Source organism: Gilliamella sp. App2-1, from assembly GCF_001690255.1.
In the GTDB taxonomy this organism is placed as follows: Bacteria; Pseudomonadota; Gammaproteobacteria; order Enterobacterales; family Orbaceae; genus Gilliamella; species Gilliamella apicola_G.
Genome location: NZ_LZGR01000071.1, coordinates 97,494 through 116,445, shown reverse-complemented (window position 1 = coordinate 116,445; position 18,952 = coordinate 97,494). Strand labels below are relative to the sequence as shown.

The 18,952-nt window shown below is 34.5% G+C and carries 18 protein-coding genes, 2 tRNA genes and 2 pseudogenes; 16 read left to right on the top strand and 6 right to left on the bottom strand.

What is annotated here, in order from left to right; translation table 11 throughout:
- The first annotated feature begins 75 nt into the window (after positions 1-75).
- Positions 76-531 (top strand): YaiI/YqxD family protein, encoded by a 456-nt coding sequence (locus A9G22_RS09700; protein WP_075508790.1) that lies wholly within the window; start codon positions 76-78, stop codon positions 529-531.
- 34 nt (positions 532-565) lie between these two features.
- Here the strand turns inward: A9G22_RS09700 and recO are convergent, their stop codons facing one another.
- Positions 566-1,258: a DNA repair protein RecO gene (recO, locus tag A9G22_RS09695; RefSeq protein WP_075508789.1), complete on the bottom strand. Its 693-nt coding sequence runs from the start codon at positions 1,256-1,258 to the stop codon at positions 566-568.
- Positions 1,259-1,413: 155 nt separating this feature from the next.
- Between recO and A9G22_RS09690 the strand changes: the two genes are divergently transcribed.
- The 14 genes and pseudogenes from A9G22_RS09690 to A9G22_RS09625 all read left to right on the top strand — a co-directional run bounded on the left by A9G22_RS09690 (position 1,414) and on the right by A9G22_RS09625 (position 13,303).
- Positions 1,414-3,045 (top strand): Na+/H+ antiporter, encoded by a 1,632-nt coding sequence (locus tag A9G22_RS09690; RefSeq protein WP_065587346.1) that lies wholly within the window; start codon positions 1,414-1,416, stop codon positions 3,043-3,045.
- Between the two features lie 21 nt (positions 3,046-3,066).
- Positions 3,067-3,552: a ubiquinone anaerobic biosynthesis accessory factor UbiT gene (gene ubiT / locus A9G22_RS09685; RefSeq protein ID WP_141670044.1), complete on the top strand. Its 486-nt coding sequence runs from the start codon at positions 3,067-3,069 to the stop codon at positions 3,550-3,552.
- 306 nt (positions 3,553-3,858) lie between these two features.
- Entirely contained in the window at positions 3,859-5,304 is a 1,446-nt protein-coding gene (gene sbcB, locus A9G22_RS09680) for an exodeoxyribonuclease I (protein WP_065587344.1), read from the top strand.
- A 96-nt stretch (positions 5,305-5,400) separates the two neighbouring features.
- Positions 5,401-5,856 (top strand): CidA/LrgA family protein, encoded by a 456-nt coding sequence (locus A9G22_RS09675; RefSeq protein WP_081297021.1) that lies wholly within the window; start codon positions 5,401-5,403, stop codon positions 5,854-5,856.
- Entirely contained in the window at positions 5,853-6,542 is a 690-nt protein-coding gene (locus A9G22_RS09670; RefSeq protein WP_075508788.1) for a CidB/LrgB family autolysis modulator, read from the top strand. Before A9G22_RS09675 ends, A9G22_RS09670 begins: the two co-directional genes overlap by 4 nt.
- Position 6,543: 1 nt before the next feature.
- Positions 6,544-7,173 (top strand): annotated as a pseudogene (locus A9G22_RS09665) (ElyC/SanA/YdcF family protein); the annotation flags it as partial.
- A 183-nt stretch (positions 7,174-7,356) separates the two neighbouring features.
- Positions 7,357-8,085 (top strand): arginine ABC transporter ATP-binding protein ArtP, encoded by a 729-nt coding sequence (artP, locus tag A9G22_RS09660; protein ID WP_075508786.1) that lies wholly within the window; start codon positions 7,357-7,359, stop codon positions 8,083-8,085.
- A gap of 23 nt (positions 8,086-8,108) precedes the next feature.
- Positions 8,109-8,843, top strand: coding sequence for a transporter substrate-binding domain-containing protein (locus tag A9G22_RS09655; protein WP_065587341.1), 735 nt, complete (start codon positions 8,109-8,111; stop codon positions 8,841-8,843).
- Positions 8,844-8,975: 132 nt separating this feature from the next.
- The gene (gene artQ, locus A9G22_RS09650; protein ID WP_065587340.1) at positions 8,976-9,704 is read left to right on the top strand and encodes an arginine ABC transporter permease ArtQ; all 729 of its coding nucleotides are present in this window, start codon (positions 8,976-8,978) and stop codon (positions 9,702-9,704) included.
- A gap of 12 nt (positions 9,705-9,716) precedes the next feature.
- The gene (gene artM / locus A9G22_RS09645) at positions 9,717-10,394 is read left to right on the top strand and encodes an arginine ABC transporter permease ArtM (RefSeq protein ID WP_065587339.1); all 678 of its coding nucleotides are present in this window, start codon (positions 9,717-9,719) and stop codon (positions 10,392-10,394) included.
- Position 10,395: 1 nt separating this feature from the next.
- Positions 10,396-12,231: an excinuclease ABC subunit UvrC gene (gene uvrC, locus A9G22_RS09640; protein ID WP_065587338.1), complete on the top strand. Its 1,836-nt coding sequence runs from the start codon at positions 10,396-10,398 to the stop codon at positions 12,229-12,231.
- 107 nt (positions 12,232-12,338) lie between these two features.
- A complete protein-coding gene (gene pgsA, locus A9G22_RS09635) occupies positions 12,339-12,890 on the top strand; it encodes a CDP-diacylglycerol--glycerol-3-phosphate 3-phosphatidyltransferase (protein ID WP_075508785.1) in 552 nt (183 codons plus the stop codon).
- 232 nt (positions 12,891-13,122) lie between these two features.
- Positions 13,123-13,210 (top strand) — tRNA-Leu (locus A9G22_RS09630).
- 17 nt (positions 13,211-13,227) lie between these two features.
- A tRNA-Gly gene (locus A9G22_RS09625) sits at positions 13,228-13,303 on the top strand.
- 265 nt (positions 13,304-13,568) lie between these two features.
- On the opposite strand, the gene A9G22_RS09620 is transcribed toward A9G22_RS09625, so the two are convergent.
- From A9G22_RS09620 to A9G22_RS11870, 3 genes and pseudogenes are all read right to left on the bottom strand, one after another.
- Positions 13,569-14,018: an AEC family transporter gene (locus A9G22_RS09620; protein ID WP_065587336.1), complete on the bottom strand. Its 450-nt coding sequence runs from the start codon at positions 14,016-14,018 to the stop codon at positions 13,569-13,571.
- A complete protein-coding gene (locus A9G22_RS11430) occupies positions 13,975-14,112 on the bottom strand; it encodes a hypothetical protein (protein WP_176700263.1) in 138 nt (45 codons plus the stop codon). Before A9G22_RS11430 ends, A9G22_RS09620 begins: the two co-directional genes overlap by 44 nt.
- Before the next feature lie 74 nt (positions 14,113-14,186).
- Positions 14,187-14,507: pseudogene (locus A9G22_RS11870) on the bottom strand (AEC family transporter); the annotation flags it as partial.
- Between the two features lie 124 nt (positions 14,508-14,631).
- On the opposite strand from A9G22_RS11870, the gene A9G22_RS09615 reads away from it, so the two are divergent.
- Positions 14,632-14,892, top strand: coding sequence for a DUF4113 domain-containing protein (locus A9G22_RS09615; RefSeq protein WP_075508783.1), 261 nt, complete (start codon positions 14,632-14,634; stop codon positions 14,890-14,892).
- A gap of 113 nt (positions 14,893-15,005) precedes the next feature.
- Here A9G22_RS09615 and A9G22_RS09610 read toward each other — a convergent pair whose 3' ends face one another.
- Both A9G22_RS09610 and rbbA read right to left on the bottom strand, forming a co-directional pair.
- Positions 15,006-16,136 (bottom strand): ABC transporter permease, encoded by a 1,131-nt coding sequence (locus tag A9G22_RS09610; protein ID WP_065587333.1) that lies wholly within the window; start codon positions 16,134-16,136, stop codon positions 15,006-15,008.
- 5 nt (positions 16,137-16,141) lie between these two features.
- Positions 16,142-18,940: a ribosome-associated ATPase/putative transporter RbbA gene (gene rbbA, locus A9G22_RS09605; protein WP_065587332.1), complete on the bottom strand. Its 2,799-nt coding sequence runs from the start codon at positions 18,938-18,940 to the stop codon at positions 16,142-16,144.
- Positions 18,941-18,952 lie beyond the last annotated feature (12 nt).

Here is an 18,952-nt window from a genome sequence, read left to right as displayed (position 1 = left end):
AATGAATAGAAGTTTTTTCCTAATAACAGCTATAATTGCTTGCAATTGATATTTTATAATATAGACATACTGGTTATGAACATTTGGATTGATGCTGATGCATGCCCAAACCCAATTAAAGAGATTTTATATCGAGTAGCTAACAGGAAAGCAATTAATGTTGTTTTAATTGCTAATCAGCGATTATATCCCCCCTCCTCGCCTTATATCAAAAGCTTGCAAGTTGAAAAAGGATTTGATGTTGCAGACAATAAAATTGTTGAGTTAGTTAAAAAAAATGAATTAGTCATTACCTCTGACATTCCACTTGCATCAGAGGTTTTAAATAAAGGTGCTTTAGTACTCACGCCACGAGGAGAACAATACACACTTGATACAATTAAAGAACGATTAACTATGCGAGATTTTATGGAAACGATGCGAGCTAGCGGAATACAGACTAAAGGACCAGCTACGTTTTCCAACAAAAACCGAGAAAAATTTTCTAATCAACTTGATATATTACTTAATCGAGCATCAAAAAAAATTTAATAGTCTATTACAATCAAGCCCCAAATTAGCAAAACTAAATTTTTAAAAATAGTTCTCTGCTTTTAAAAGGTTTTGATCCTACATAAGGTCTCAACGCTATTCTGGTAAAACGTTTAGCTGCTCTTAGTGTATCTTCATTATTAAATTGACGTTTCCCTAAAGCCAAAACTTGTTCACCAGTAAAACTGGAACTATTTTGTAATAAACTGCTGATAAATCCTTTTTCTGATTGATATTGATAATGCATCGACTCAACAATATCATCGCTAGTTACATAGCAGTGAAAAAAATCAACGTGATACCCTAAATTTTCTAATAATGATAATTCAAAATCTCGCAGCACATGTTCTGCAGGAACCTGCTGGGCTAATTGTTGCAAGCTTCTTAAATAATCATCAAAAAGAGTTGGCATTTCCATTTCTGCAACTAAAACTCGATGTAATAGCTCATTTAAATAAAATCCACTATATAAGAAAACAGATACCAACGGCAATGCCAGAGACATAGCTTCAACTTGTCTCAATGTTTTTATTTCACCTTTGCCTGAATATTGCACTATGAGTGGAGTAAAAGGTTGCAACATGCCTTTCAGTGCAGAACTCTTCCTTCTTGCTCCTTTGGCTAACACAGTAATCTTTCCAACATTTTCGACAAACAGATCGGCTAATACACTGCTTTCACTATAAGAACGAGTATGTAGTATAAATGCTCTTTGCCAACTTTCCATCGAAAAGACCTGTTAATTATATCACTGTTTTTTAATTAATAATTATATCTGACCAAAATTTAAATAATTCCATGAAATTTTCACCTGAAATTTAACTAAAGATCCGATATAATCAATACAAACAATAGGATTATAGGATAAATAAAAGACGAACTATGGAACTTTTTTCAGTAATTTTACTTCTAGTGTTAATTGTATCACTTTCTGGTGTCGTTGTTAAAATGTTGCCAATTCAAATTCCGCTACCACTAATGCAAATATTATTAGGTTGCATTTTGGCTGCCTTTGGTGTTTATGTAAAATTTGACCCAGAATTATTTCTTGTTTTATTCATTCCACCATTACTATTTGCTGATGGCCGTAAAACATCAGTAAAAGATTTTGTATACAATGTTAGGGAAATTGTAGGGCTAGCACTAGTTTTGGTTGTAATTACTATCGTCGCTGTCGGTTATTTACTTTATTGGATGTTACCGCAAGGAATTGAGTTAGCTGCAACATTTGCATTAGCGGCAGTTTTATCACCAACTGATGCCGTAGCATTAAGTGGTATTGTCGGTAAAGGGCGCATTGAAAAAGAAAAAATGGAAATCATTGAAGGTGAAGCGTTAATGAATGATGCTTCGGGCTTGGTATCGTTAAAATTTGCTATTGCTATTGCTGTTGGTGATGCGGTATTTAGCATCTTTGATGTTAGCGTGAAATTTTTTACTGTTGCTATTGGTGGATTGGCTATTGGTGTTTTATTTACTTGGTTATACGCACGTATTTTACGTAAAATAAATAAGCTGACTCATAATGATCCTGCAATTCAAATTGTATTATTATTCTTACTGCCATTTGCCGCTTATATTATGGCAGAAGAATGCCATTGTTCTGGCATTTTAGCAGCAGTAAGTGCTGGCATGACAGTTAACCACTCTGGTATGATGCGAAATGCTCCTTTAACTGCACGTTTACAATCAGATAGCACATGGTCAATGTTAACCTTTGTATTTAATGGATTTGTATTTGTTTTATTAGGTATTCAGTTACCAAGCATTTTGAATAATACTTTTGCCGAAAATCAAATTGATAAATCAATTGAGGTATGGCAATTATGTTTAATTGTTTTATTTGTTTTTGCTGTATTGATGGGAACTCGATTTGCTTGGTTATGGGGTATGAAACATATGCCGACTATGCCATTTGGAAACAAACGCCCACTTGCATTTAGAGCATACTCAACGAGAGATCTTTTGATTTCGACATTTGCAGGCGTTCGAGGAGCCATTACCCTAGCAGGTGTATTATCTATTCCAATGACAATTAGTGGTCGTTATCAACTTGTTTTTATTGCAACAGGTATCATTTTAATTTCATTGATCGTAGCAGTAATAATATTACCTATCTTGTTACGAGGTAGTGTAATTTTAGACAATTCTGAACAACAAAATGAAATTTTAACAGTCAAAGGTCAAATGGCCGAAGAAGCAATTATCAGTCTTGAAAAAATGCAAAATAATTTATTGCAAGAAACATCTGAAGCTGGTTTAGATCAAGAAATTATTCATGAAATTGGTTCTCGTGTTATTGGTTCGTTAAGACGTCGAACAGGTCTTAAAGATTTAGAGCAAAAAGCGCTTGAGGCAGAAAACTTAGAGAGGCGTATGCGTCTCGTTGCAATTGGTGCAGAGCGCACAGCTTTGCTACAAATGAAAATTCGTAATGAGGTGAGTGAAGAAACATTTGAACATCTGAATACTGATTTAGATATTTATGAAAAAATGATTTCTGGAGATGCATAAATGATTGAAGCGAAAAGCCAAATTTTAAACAAAATTCACTCACAGTTTGTTAATAAAGCGCCCCATGTTTTGGGGCTTACCTTACGATGCATACCTTTTAATGTTAAAAAGCAAGCCATAGAACAATTATTACAACTACAATTTGAGCATGCTCTTGAAGATGGTGAGCTCGACTTTTTAGAAAATCGATGGCTTAAAATTCAAGTGACTGATCTAGAGCTTATTTGGTTTGTAAGTCTCATTGATAATAAACTTGTGGTAAGTCGAGAAGAAATTGCTGACGTGAGTTTTATTGGCAATGCTAATGATTTAATTATGATAGCCACCCGACGACAAGATCCCGATACTCTATTTTTTCAACGTCGTTTGATTGTTGAAGGTGATACTGAGTTAGGACTTTATGTTAAAAACCTAATGGACTCAATCGAATTAGATACTATGCCAAAGTTATTAAGACTAACACTTCAAAAATTAGCAGCTATTATCGAAAGTGCTCCTACCAATTAAGTTAAAAATAAACAAAATAATGCCTTGTCAAAATTTAACTTTCTAGCAAGGCCTTATAAGAACAGCACTTGTGACAAGTTAATTTTCATAACACTTTGTTACCCTCCTTTGAAAAATTAAAATGCAAACCTAATTTTGTGGTATTCTTATGTTTATTCAGCAATATTAATTGGTTTAAGCCTTCTAAGTAAAGCTTAACTGATACTGGTTTTAGTTTTATATAATCTAACGCCATTTTATTTTCTTACATTAAAAAACAATCAAATAATTGAATGTAACAAAAACAAATACGAGTAAAACTACGCAATGAAATACTGCTCTGAACAACTAACTTTTTACTTTCACGATTATGAAACTTTTGGAACTCATCCTGCATTAGATCGCCCAGCCCAATTTGCTGGAGTTCGAACTGATGAAGATTTTAATATCATTGAAGAGCCCTTAGTTATATATTGCTGTCAAGCTCAAGACTATCTGCCAAATCCAGAGGCTGTATTAATCACCGGAATTACACCTCAAGAAGCAAATCAAAAAGGGATTTGTGAAGCAGAATTTACTCGCCTAATTCATCAAGCATTTAGTGAGTCTAATACTTGTATTCTGGGCTATAATAATATTCGTTTTGATGATGAAGTAACTCGCAATATTTTATATCGTAATTTTTATGATCCTTATGCTTATTGTTGGCAAAACGGCAATTCAAGATGGGATCTGCTGGATGTAGTTCGAGCTTGTTATGCGCTAAGACCAGAAGGAATTAATTGGCCAATAAATGATGAAGGTCTACCAAGCTTTCGTTTACAACATTTGACAGAAGCGAACAACATTAAGCATGAACAAGCTCATGATGCGATGTCGGATGTTTATGCAACTATTGCAATGGCTAAATTAATAAAAGAAAAACAACCTAAACTGTTCAATTATTTTTTCTCATTACGTAAAAAGAATAAAGTAGCTGAGCTTATTGATGTGGTGAATATGACGCCACTGGTTCACGTATCAGGCATGTTAGGTAGCCATCGAGGTAATCTATCTTTAGTTGCGCCTATAATTTGGCATCCAGTACAAAATCATTCCGCTGTTATTTGTGATTTAACAGGAGATATTGATCTCTTAATCAATCTATCCGTTGAGGAAATAAAAGAAAAACTGTACACCAAAACTGAAGATCTACAATTGGGTGAGTCGCGAGTGCCTTTAAAATTGGTTCATACCAATAAATGTCCTATTCTTGCACCATTAAAAACCTTATTATCTGAAAATGCTAAAAGATTTAATATTGATATAGAACAATGCTTAATCAACCAGCAAAAGCTATTACAAAATCACAAATTATTACAAAATAAAATGCAGGCACTATTCAATATCGATGACAACAGTTCTGTTAATGCTATTCGTTCAGATGTTGACACTCAAATTTATGGAAAATTTTTTAATAACCAAGATAAATTACGCTGTGAAATAATTCGAACCACGCCAGTCCATTTATTAGATAGTTTATCATTAACGTTTGATGATCCTCGTTTAGCAACGTTATTTTTTAGATATAAAGCGCGAAATTACCCGCAAACTTTAACAGAACATGAGCTGATTATTTGGCAGGATTATTGTCGTGACAAGTTTAATACCCAAAAAATCGAAGATTATTTATTGACATTAGAACAACTTGCAGAAAATTATATTCACCAGCAAGAAAAACTCGCTATAATTAAACAACTTTATCATTATTGCTATTATTTAGTTGGTAATTAATTTTGTCGGGGGTATTATATAAACAAATAAAATTATGTCGCGTAACCACAGGCATAATGATCATAATTTAAAATTAAGACTAATAGCATTTATGTTATGAAACATTTTCTAGCTAAGCACGCCACTATCAAACATCGACTATATTCTTTGTATTATACACTATTTAGTTATAGTCGAGGATTAGTCATATTAACTCTCTGCCTATGGGTAGGAAAGATTATTTCTAAAATATTACCTATAATGATTCCCGGCAGTATTATTGGTTTGTTGATTCTATTTTTATTGCTTACATTTCAGCTAATTCCCACCTGTTGGATCAAAAATAGTTGCAATCTTTTCATGCGTTACATGACATTACTTTTCATTCCTGCTGCAATGGGAATTATGGATAATTATTCACTTTTAATGCAAAATTGGGTACCGATTATATTTGGCTGTGTAGGTAGCTCTCTTATCATATTAATTTTAAGTGCTTTTTTAACGGAATACTGTCATAAAGTAGCCCCAAATAATTCAATGATATCACCACAAGATGAGGAAAATCAGCCATGATATGGATGCTACCATTAACGATTTGTGTTTTTCTCATTATTCGAAGAATGTCATTTAAAATAAAAAATCCACTATTTAATCCTTTAGTGATTTCTGTCATAGTATTAATTCCACTTTTGCTAATAACCAATACAAGCTATATACAATACGTTAGTAACGTGCGCATCATTAATGATTTATTACCTTATTCAGTTGTAGCTCTAGCCTATCCTTTATATGAGCTTATTCCACAAATTAAAGCGCGGTGGAAATCAATAATGATTATTACTTTTACCGCATCACTTGCATCTATGATAACTGGAGTGTGCATTGTTTTTTGGTTAGGTGGAAATGCTGAAATTGCTGCTTCTGTATTACCTAAATCTGTTACTACTGCCATTGCCGTAACTGTTGCGAGTAATCAAGGTGGAATCCCATCTATAGCTGCATTATGCGTAATATTCGTTGGCATATTGGGTGGCATTTTTGGGCATCAGATATTGAATTTAATAAAAATAAAATCAGCACCAGCCAGAGGCTTATCAATCGGTGCAGTTTCACATGCGGTTGGCACAGCTCGTTGCATTGAAGTAGATTACAATGAAGGGGCATATAGCTCTTTATCTTTAGTATTATGTGGTATTATAACATCATTGACAGCGCCTTTTTTATTTCCAATAATGGTGTTTATTTTTAACTGGTTTTAGCATGAAATTAAAAAGGCTTCTTGCTTGTTTTTCTAGTTTTGTCCTATTATCAATGGTTGCAATTGTCAGTTTAGATTTTTGGATCAGCTATAAAACGGCCCCTTATATTTATCATGATGAAAATAAACTTCCCTATCGAGCCATTGGTGTTGTACTTGGCACATCCAAATATGTTCGAGGAGGTGGTTTAAATGATTTTTACCGTAATCGTATTGATGGAGCAATTGATCTTTATTGGCAAAACAAAATCGATTATCTATTATTAAGTGGTGATAACGCCCTTGTGAGTTATAACGAACCAATCACTATGAAGAAGGATTTGATAAAAGCTGGTATTCCTAGTGATTCCATTGTTTTAGATTATGCAGGCTTTAGAACATTTGATTCAGTGGTTCGTGCGAATAAAGTATTTATTGCAAATGATTTTACTATTATCACTCAAGAGTTTCATTGTGAGCGAGCTATTTTTATTGCTCTTGCACAAGATATACAAGCACAGTGTTTTGCTGTACCCTCTCCTAAAAGTATGAAATTAATCCGTATCCGTGAAATGTTTGCTCGTGTTAGTGCTTTTATTGATCTTTATGTTCTAAAAAAAGAGCCTAAATACCTTGGCCCTGTGATCCCTATTCTAACTAATGCCCAATAAGCATCCTTAATTATAAAAATCTTGTCAAAAAATTCCAGGTAACAAAGTGTTTAAGTATAAAAACATAGCAAAAAAAGCGATAGTCTAATAAATTAGATTGCATTTTTATGCAAAAAAAAGTAATATTTAATCAAATTTAGAGTCAAATAAAACGTATAACTAACAATGAATATTGAATTAAACCATATTAACTGTTTTTATGGTAAACATCAGGCCTTAAATGATATTTCACTCTGCTATCCGCTTGGAGAAACCATTGTATTACTTGGCCAAAGTGGAGCAGGTAAAAGCTCTTTATTAAAAGTATTTAATTTACTTGAAATACCAACGTCAGGGCAGATGACTATTGCTAACGCGCATTTTGATTTTTCTGAAAAAATCAGTGAGTCAACAATTCGACTTCTTCGCAAAAATGTAGGCATGGTTTTTCAAAATTATAACTTATGGCCACATTTAACTGTGTTAGAAAATTTGATCGAAGCACCTTGCCATGTATTAAAGCTATCTAAAAAAGAAGCTAGTGACAAAGCAATAGCTATTTTAAAAAGGCTGCAAATTGATGATATGGCCGAGCGTTACCCTCTTCACCTTTCAGGCGGACAACAGCAACGTGTGGCTATAGCAAGAGCATTAATGATGGAACCACAAATATTATTATTTGACGAACCAACGGCAGCATTAGATCCAGCTATCACATCACAAGTTGCTGAAATTATTAATGAGCTTTCTCAAACAGGTATTACACAAATTATCGTTACACATGAAGTCGATTTTGCACGCAAAGTTGCTTCACAAGTCATTTATATGGAACAAGGTAAAATTATTGAGCAAGGACAACTTGAATGCTTTGCTCATCCTAAATCCGAAGAGTTTAAAGCTTATTTATCACATTAATGAAAATAAAATTAGGTGGATATATGAAAAAAACGTTACTAGCCATTTGTCTTGCAGGAACAGCGTTTGCAGCTCAAGCAGCAGACACTTTAACAATCGGCACAGAAGCAACTTATGCGCCTTTTGAATTTACTAATGAAAAAAATGAAATCATTGGTTTTGATATTGATGTGATAAATAAAATTTGTGATGAAATAAAAGTCTCTTGCAAAATTGTCAATCAATCATTTGATGGCTTAATTCCTAGTTTAAAAACTCGTCGAATTGATGCCGCTATAGCTGGAATCGATATTACGCCCGAACGTAAAAAGCAAGTTGATTTTACTAAAATTTATTATGACGATAGTTCAATCCAATTTGTTACATTGAAAGATACATTAACTAGCCTTGATCAACTAAAAGGTAAACGTGTTGGTTACCAAAAAGGAACGACCTATCCTAAATATTTAAGCGATAAATATCCAGATATGAAAGCGATTAGTTATGATAGTTATCAGTACGCTATTTTAGATTTAAAAGCGAAAAGAATTGATGCGATAGTGTCAAGCTCAATTGTAGCTAGTGAATGGCTAGGAAAAGAGGCAGATATAGTTTCTTTAAGCGATAAAATCACTGATCACGACTATTTTGGTGAAGGTTTAGGCATTGCTATCCGCAAAGGTAATGAAAAATTACTTAACCAATTTGATCAAGCAATAGATAAACTAAAAGCAAGTGGAGAGTTAGATGCTATCTACAAAAAATGGTTTAATAAATAAACGTTATTTTTAGAGAAATCTTACAATGGTCACCTCGCCGCAGTATCTTGCGGCGAATTTATTTTTTAATTTAATTTTGGTTTTTCTATGCTTGATTTTTTTGTAAATGAAATGATATGGATTTCATCCTCAATGGATGGATATATTTTGCCGCTTATACAAGCGACAGGTATCACGTTATCATTAGCCTTTGTATCATTAATCATTGGAATTATTTTCGCTTTAATTTTCTCAATATTAGAATCTGTTCCATTCAAACCCGTTGCATGGACAATGTCCTTATTCAATTTAACAATTCGTGCACTGCCCGAATTATTAATTGTAGTAGCCATTTATAACGGATTACCATTATTATTAATATTATTAAATGATGGCTTTACTATTGATTTTCATTTTACCTCGTTGACGATACAATTAGACATTCAAAATTTTAATATTAGTCCTTTTTTATGTGGTGTTGCTGCACTTTCACTTCTATATGCTGTTTATGCCTCTCAAACTTTACGCGGTGCATTTAAAGCAATTTCTAATGGACAAAAACAAGCAGCTCAAGTACTTGGATTAAGTAAATTACGCACGTTCTTTCGCATTATCATGCCGCAAATGTGGCGTCATGCTTTACCAGGATTAAGTAATCAGTGGTTAATTTTGTTAAAAGACACTGCACTAGTTTCAGCAATCGCAATAGATGATTTAATGATGCAAACTAAAACCATTATTGCGCGAACCAACCAACCATTTGTATGGTATTTCGTTGCTATGATTATTTATCTAATCATCTCAATTTTTAGCCAAAAGGTTATATCGCGCATTGAAAAACGCTCAACCTATTTTGAACAACCTACATCAGCAAAAAGTTAGTAAGGTCGCATTATGTCTGATAATTTTATTCATTACCTTAAAATCATAGCCCAAGGTCTACCTGATACATTAAGCTTAGGCATTTTAGGTATTTTATCTGCTGGAGTTATTGCCGCTTGCCTATCATGTTTATTATCATTAAATCACTTTCTATTAAATAAAGTTATACGCACATATATTATTATATTTACTGGTACACCTTTACTGGTGCAACTACTACTAATTTATTATGGACCATCACAATTTAGAGATGTTTTAGTCAAAGTACCGACATTTTATAACATTATTTCTTCGCCTTGGTTTTGTGCTTACTTGGCATTAACACTTAACAGTGCAGCCTATACAACCCAAATTTTTTATGGTTCGTTAAAAGCCTTACCTAAAGGACAATGGCAAGCTTGCGAAGCACTTGGTATGAATAAAAGACAAACATTAAAAGTTGTTTTGCCTTATGCATTAAAACGAGCTCTTTCTACTTATTCAAATGAAGTTATATTTGTAGTTAAAGGCACTGCATTAGCTTCAATGATTCCTGTCATGGATGTGATGGGTTATAGCAATGAATTGAATGCAGATTATTATGATTTCACTATTTTTATAGCGGCTGGACTAGTATACCTCTTGATAAATGGTTTACTTAGCACCATTATGAGACATATAGAGAAAAAAGCCCTCACATTTGAAAACTAATATGAGCCAATTTGATTCAACATCCTTTTTAAAAACAGTCCCACATAAACCGGGAATTTATCAGATGTTTAACGATAAACAGACGATTATTTATGTGGGAAAGGCCAAAGATCTTAATAATCGCTTAAAAAGCTACTTCAATAATAGTAAAAAAACATTAAAGACAGATATGCTAGTTAGCCATATCCATCACGTTGAATTTACAATTACCAATACCGAAACCGAAGCTTTACTGCTTGAACAAACTTATATTAAAAAGCATCAACCTCGATACAATGTGCTTTTGAAAGATGACAAAAGTTATCCTTTCATAAAATTAAGCAAAGAACAACATCCACAGCTGTCTCTTTATCGTGGTGCCGTGAATCGAAAAAAAGATGAATTTTTTGGTCCTTATCCAAATGGTTATGCCGTTAAACAAATATTAGCCTTGTTACAAAAAACATTTCCAATAAGACAATGTTTAAATTCAACCTATCGCAATCGAACACGCCCCTGTCTACAATATCAAATTAAACGTTGCTTAGGACCTTGCGTACCAGGTTTAGTTAGTGATGAAGATTATCAACAGCAAGTTAATTATGTAAGGTTATTTTTATCAGGACAATCAGAACAGATATTACAAAAAATTACTGAAGACATGCAAAAGGCTAGTAATGAACTTAATTTCGAAAAAGCCGCCGTACTACGCGATCAGTTACAGGCAATAAAGCATATCAATGAGAAACAAGCAATATATAACAATAACGATAATCTTGATGTGATCGGTTTCCATTATGAATTAGGCCTAGCTTGTATATATGTCCTGTTTATTCGCAATGGGCAGACATTTGGGCATCGTTCTTATTTTCCTAAAGTACCATCAAATACCGAACTAGAAGAAGTTATTGAAACCTTTTTGGGACAGTTTTATTTGCAAGGCAATCAGAATAGAAATATTCCTAAAAAGATTCTACTTAACTTTTCATTGTCTGATAAACAACCAATGGAAGAAACACTGTCACTGATTGCTGAGCATCAAGTTAAGCTGGTTGATGAACCTAAAGGCGATAATCTTAAATTACTCAATATTGCAACCGTGAATGCCCAAACTGAGGTTAAGAACAAACTACTAGCAAACTCAACAATTAATCAACGTTATGAGGCATTAAAAGCCTTTCTAGGTATTGATAAAATTCATCGAATGGAATGTTTTGATATCAGCCATTTTATGGGTAAAAATACCATTGCATCTTGTGTTGTTTTTGATGATAAGGGACCCGTTAAATCTGAATTTCGACGCTACAATATTGCTGGTATTACACCCGGTGATGATTATGCAGCAATGGAACAAGTATTAACGCGCCGTTACAGTAAAAAAGATCTGCCTAACGAAAAAGTTCCTGATATCATTTTTATCGACGGTGGTAAAGGACAACTTAACCAAGCACTGAAAGTATTTGAACAATTAGATGTAAATTGGGATAAAAATCACCCAATTTTAATTGGGGTCGCAAAAGGTGCTGAACGCAAGGAAGGATTAGAAACACTATTTTTTGAAGCTCATGGCACCGGATATTATCTTGATGATCATTCCCCTGCTCTATTACTCATTCAGCAAATTAGAAATGCATCACACGATCATGCTATTGCTGGTCAACGTAAAAAAGGGACAAAACAGCTCACCGATAGCGCCTTAGAACATATTGAAGGCATTGGCACCAAAAGACGTCAAGCGCTACTTAAACATTTTGGTGGATTAAGAGGGGTAAAAAATGCCAGTATTGACGAAATAGCTCAAGTACAAGGTATATCAAAACCATTAGCTGAAAAAATTTATCTAAATTTACAGCAATAACCCATTGAAAAAATAACATATTTCAGGCAACATAACCATTAAGAAAGTACTGTTTTTTATTAATCACTAATGCATTGATTAATAAACCAAAAAAGAGCTTGTATCACATGAAAATTAATTTTCCAACATTCTTAACACTATTTCGAGTTATTTTAATCCCTTTTTTTGTGTTAGCGTTTTATTTATTCCCTATTGAATGGTCTGGTTTTTTTTCTGCATTGATTTTTTTAATTGCAGCCGTAACTGATGTATTAGATGGTTATCTTGCTCGTCGCTTAGGTCAAACAACTAAGTTTGGTGCATTTCTAGATCCAGTTGCCGACAAAATCATGGTAACAATTGCGCTAGTTTTAATCACTCAATATTACCAAACATGGTGGATCTCTGTCCCTGCAATTATTATCGTTTCGCGCGAAATTATAATATCGGCTTTACGTGAATGGATGGCAGAAATCGGTAAACGCAAAAATGTAGCCGTTTCATCAATTGGTAAGATCAAGACTATAGTGCAAATGACGGCGTTAACAGGGCTACTTTGGCGTCCTTGTGATCTTGTTATTTACGCAGGTCTGGCTGCGTTATTTATTGCAACAGTATTAACGCTATTATCAATGTTACAATATTTATGGATAGCACATAGCGATTTATTAGAAGAATAACTTTTAGTTAATGTTTATCTAAACATCTTTTATATGAGTAGTTTTGTTCAAAAGATTCGTATAAACAAAATTACTCATCTCCTTTCAAATTAAAAATAACTGCATTTAAAGTGATAATTAGTCAAACATTGAGCAATTAAACCAGTAATTAAAAATTTTTATTGACTGAAATGATAAGATCGGTAAAATGCACTGCATTCAAACGCAGTTACCTTTAGGTAATCAGTTTTGAGCCCGGGTGGTGAAATCGGTAGACACAAGGGATTTAAAATCCCTCGGCCTTTTTGGCCGTGCGAGTTCAAGTCTCGCCCCGGGCACCATTTAAAACCTCTTTCATGCGGGAATAGCTCAGTTGGTAGAGCACGACCTTGCCAAGGTCGGGGTCGCGAGTTCGAACCTCGTTTCCCGCTCCAATTTATATTTTAGTATATAAAAACCGCTATCAGTTTCCCCTCTACAATAAATTAACCTCATTGACTTCTCCCTAAAATCAATACCTTTCCTGACCTATTTCTTTATAAGAAATAAGGTAATATTTTATCCTAACGGTAGGATGTATTTGCTCTGTGATTGTCTTGGCAATTAAAGAAAGTCGCTTACAAGAAGCGTGTAATAAGTCATAAAATGCCCTCGATTAAGTCAAATAAAACGAGGGCATCAATACCTAGTTTTTATTTATTAAGCAATACCAGGAATGGTGAAATCCATAATAAGTAATAAAGTTGGTAAAATAAAGATAGATAGAACCGTTGATGCAAAGAAAATGCTTGATGCTTGTTCTTGCTCAACATTCCAATTATAAGCCAAAATAACTGCTGTTGATGCCGTTGGCATGGCTAATAGGAAGACCATCTCTTCAGCCTCCATACCTATAAGACCAAATAAATACACTTCAATAAGCGCAACAATTGGCGTAATGAAGCTTTTTAAAACCACATTAATCATTAATGGTTTAGATAATTTTAATTTAACCCCATGAATACCAACACCGACCGCAATAATCGAAATAAAGTTACTGGCACTTGACATAATATCAAAGGTGTTAAACACAAAATGAGGTAACCATTGGGTTCCATCGGTGACACTAACAATGAGTCCTAAAATCACGGCCAAAAACATCGGTTTCATGAGCGAGTTTTTTTACCGCATTAAAGATCATATCGCCGGTGACTTTACCGTCAGATAATTTAGTATCACAGAGTTCTAATAAAAAGATTGTCATTAGAATCTATGATAATGCAACAACAAAATTAGTAAGCGCGACTGAAATGGTAGAGGCTGCCCCAAGCATCAACGTTAAAAAAGGCCCCCCATCCCGTCCATAATTGAAAAACAGCAAAGCATTGCATTCATTGCTGTTGACTTTAACTCTTTATGCAAAATGTATTTATTGGTTAAAAAACAAATTATCCATAAAAATGACATAGTACAGAAAAAGGTAATCATCCAAATACCATTAAATATTTGTGATGGTTTGGCATGAGACGTATGCACAAAAAGCAATGCAGGAAAAACAAAGTTTGATACAAGTCCTGATAATAATTTTTTAGAATCTTTTGAAAAGCTCCCTTGTTGTACGCATAACCAACCAAGAAAAATTAATAAAAAAACCGGAAGACAAGAACTAACAACTTACCCAACTGCTGACCAGATTAAATTCATTTTTTAAAACTCCTAAAATAATATTACTTGGAATACAAATTCGGCAATGGGTCGGTAACTTTGGACTAGATTTTTATTTATGAAATCAGGCGTTATATTACTGGATTTAAAAGCTAAAAATAGTTATTCCCAACCTGACTTTTTCATTACTGAACTAGCACATTTATTGCAGCGTAAAAGTGACATGCTGGTAAAGAAAATTGATTCAATTAATCAAAAAATGGGAAAAAACACAATTCAGTTAGGTGGAATCCAAAAATCAGCACCATGGCAAGTAAAGCGAGAGTTACTAAGCCAGCGATATACCACTCGTTGGGATGAATTGCCATTGGGTAAATAGCTGATTTACTTTACCGATTATAAAAACTAAATCCAGTTCAACAAAATTATCAGCTTGAGCAACAAATATTGCATATATTTAATAGTACTAATTTTGCCATAAAATATGAGATATTATGATCCCATATTCACAATTGAGCTACGAAATCGCCTTAAAGCGATTAAAAAGAACACGGTACCAATTGCTAATAACCATGCAAACGAAGTCCAAACCACACTTAAGCCAGCACCTCGATACAATATTGCCTGCCCTAATTCAACAAAATGCGTAGTTGGAGCAAACATCATAATATTTTGCACAATTTCTGGCATACTTTCGCGCGGAGTACTCCCCCCAGATAGCATTTGTAGTGGTAATAAAATTAAAATAAGTAACATTGCGAATTGCGCAGTGGATTTGGCTACTGTTGCCATAAAGATACCAAGTGACGTTGTCACAAAAAGATGTAATGCTGCACCTATCAAAAATAAGGTTACCGAACCTACAATTGGTACATTTAGCCAACTATGAACAACAAGTAACAACGCTACCCAAGTTGATATTAATACCACAAGCCCCATTGACCATACTTTGGATATCATAATTTCAAAAGGAGTAACAGGCATGGCAAGAAGATGGTCAATCGTACCATGTTCGCGTTCTTTCATTAAAGCGGCACCCGTTAATATAATAGATAATGTTGTCACAATATTGATAATTTCCATGACCGAACCAAACCAAGATCGCGTTAAGTTAGGATTAAAGGCAGTATGCACTTGTATATTAACGGGCAAATTTGTTACCTTATTGTAACGGTTGACATATTCAGTCACTTCACCAGTAATAATTTGCGTTATATAACCATTTCCGACAAACGCTTGCCCCATTCGGGTTGCATCAATATTGAGTTGAATTTCTGGACTTTGATTATTTAGCACATCACGCTGAAAATTAGGCGGAATATTTAAAGCAAACGTATAATTATCCGTATCCATACCACGATCGACATCATCCATTGAATATAATTTAACAGGAGAATTAAACATTGGCGGATAAAAGGCTGTAATAATTTGTCTTGATAAGGGGGAGTTATCTTCGTCAACAACGGCAATAGAGGCATGATGTAACGAGTCAGAAGTAGCTGTTGCGGCAATGTAAATATCAAAGGTAAAGCAATAGGCAATTAATAGCAACATGATAGGATCACGCAATAACCCCCATAATTCTTTAATTCCTAAGCGATAAATATTAATTAAACTTTGCATAATATCTATCCTTCTTGTTTTTTAAGAAGAAAAATACTGGCACCCAACACAATAGGGATTGTGACCAATAAAGCAAATATTGAATTATGTAGATCGATAAAACCAAGCGCTTTATTAAACACACCACGAGCAATAATTAGCATATGCGTTGTTGGATATACTTCTCCAATATAGCGACCGCCACCTTCTAAAGATGCGACAGGGTTGAGCAATCCCGAAAATTGAATTGCTGGTAGCATTGTACCAACACAAGTTAAAAAGATAACGGCAATTTGGCTACGGGTGACCGTCGAAGCCAACAGACCGAAACCCGTTGAAATAATACAATAAGCAAATGCAGCTAAGCACAAAGTAAACAAGCTTCCTTTTACAGGCACACCAAAAATGGTGATTGCCATAAATAACAATAATAAAAAGCTAAACATAGAAATAATGATATAAGGTACTTGTTTGCCTAGCAAAAATTCAGCTTTAGATACTGGTGTTACATATAAATTGATAATCGATCCCATCTCTTTTTCACGCACGACCGACAAAGCCGCTAACATTGATGGAATCATTAATAATAAAATAGGTATTACCGCCGGCACCATGGAAGGTAAGCTTTTGATATCAGGATTATAGCGGTATCTTGTTTCTATATTTGCCAAGCTAGTTGAGGATTTTCCGGTTACTTCTTTTACTTTTTCACTTAACCAAGCAAGATGCATGCCTTGCACATAGCCTTTGATTGTTTCGGCACGTAGTGGCATTGCCCCATCAATCCAAATGGCAATATCAACGGGATCGCCTCGTTGTATGTCACGGCCAAAATTTGGTGGAATTTCAATCGCTAAAGCAATGTCATTACTGCGTAACCGCGCATCCATATCGTTATAATCAGTGATAGGTGTCCTTTCAATAAAATAACGTTTAGAGCCTGACAAATTTAGAGTATAATTTTGGCTGATCATACTTTGATCGCGATCAAGCACCGCAAAGCGGAGATCTTCAACATCCATCGTAATGCCATATCCCATAACCAACATTAAAATTGCTGAGCCTAATAACGCTAATAATGCTCGCAAAGGATCGCGAGATAATTCAAGAGTCTCACGCCATAGACAACCTATCATACGGGTAAGGCTAAATCCTTGACGGTGATGATTTGGTAATGTTTTTGTTGCTTGATTGCGTATTTCTTTTGGTGATTCAATAGAGTGTTCTTCTGTATTGCTATCATCGGCCCCTGCATCAACAAGATAGTTAATAAAGGCCTCTTCTAGTGTTTTAGCATTTTTGGAGCTGATAATGTTATCTGGTGTATCGCTTGCTAATACTTTACCCGCATGCATTAATGAAATTCTATCGCATCTTGCGGCCTCATTCATAAAGTGAGTTGTGATAAACACCGTTACTTTATCTTTTCTAGAAAGTTCGATAATTAAACGCCAAAAATCATCGCGAGCAATGGGGTCAACGCCTGATGTTGGCTCATCAAGGATAAGAATTTGCGGATTATGCACAACAGCAACTGACAATGAAAGCCGTTGCTTTACCCCTAAAGGTAAACTATCGGGCAGATTTTCTGCGTCTTGTTCTAAACCAAAACGTTTCAGTAATTCTTCAACACGAGCAGGTATTTTACTTTCTTCAATACCAAACAGACGCGCATGTAGAACTAAATTTTGTTTGACTGTTAACTCACTATATAAAGAAAATGCTTGAGACATATAGCCTAAATGACGTCTAACATTAATATCACTAGCATCAACTTGCTTACCAAATAACCATGCCTCACCTGACGAAATCGGTAATAAACCGGTTAACATTTTCATGGTGGTGGATTTACCACAGCCATTTGAGCCTAAAAAGCCAAATATTTCACCTTGTCTAATTGAAAAATTAACATGATCAACTGCAATAAAATTACCAAATTGTTTTGTTAAATCTTTTGCTTCTATCGCTATTTGCAAATCTTTATTAAGATCTAAGGGTGGAATTTCGACAGTTTGATAACCTTGTCTAGCGCTTTCTGGCATGAGCTGAATAAATGCATCATCTAAATTATCTTTTCCTGTCTTAGCTAGTAAGGATTTTGGTGTACCAGTTTCAAGAATTTTACCGCCATACATCGCAACCAACCAATCAAAGTTTTGGGCTTCATCCATATAGGCGGTTGCCACAATCACACTCATTTGCGGTCTTTGTTTACGAATTTTGTTAATTAACTGCCAAAATTGGGCTCTGGAAAGTGGATCGACTCCCGTTGTGGGCTCATCAAGAATTAACAAGTCCGGATCATGAATTAGCGCAGAACATAAGCTAACCTTTTGCTTCATACCACCAGATAACCGCCCTGCTGGTCTTGATAAAAATGGATACAATCCAGTACTACGCGTTAATTCATCAATACGGCGACGACGCTCAGCCGCATCATTACCAAACAAACGAGCAAAAAATTGCAAATTTTCTTCAACGGATAAAGTAGGATAAAGGTTTTTACCTAACCCTTGAGGCATATATGCAATGCGTGTACAAACATTTTTACGGTGCGACTTATCTTTCATATCACCATCTAAAACATACACTAAGCCTTCTTGAATAACATGCGCACCAGCAATCAGCGATAATAAGCTCGATTTACCCACGCCATCAGGCCCAATAAAACCCACCATGCATCGCGGTGGAATGGCTAAATTAATATTATTGAGCGCACAATTTTTTTTATAATGCAGTGTGACATTGCTTACTTTTACCACTGCATCATCAATGGATTTAGCTTCGTTTAATAAAACTAAATTCTTATTGTCTGAATCTGACATTTACTATCTCCA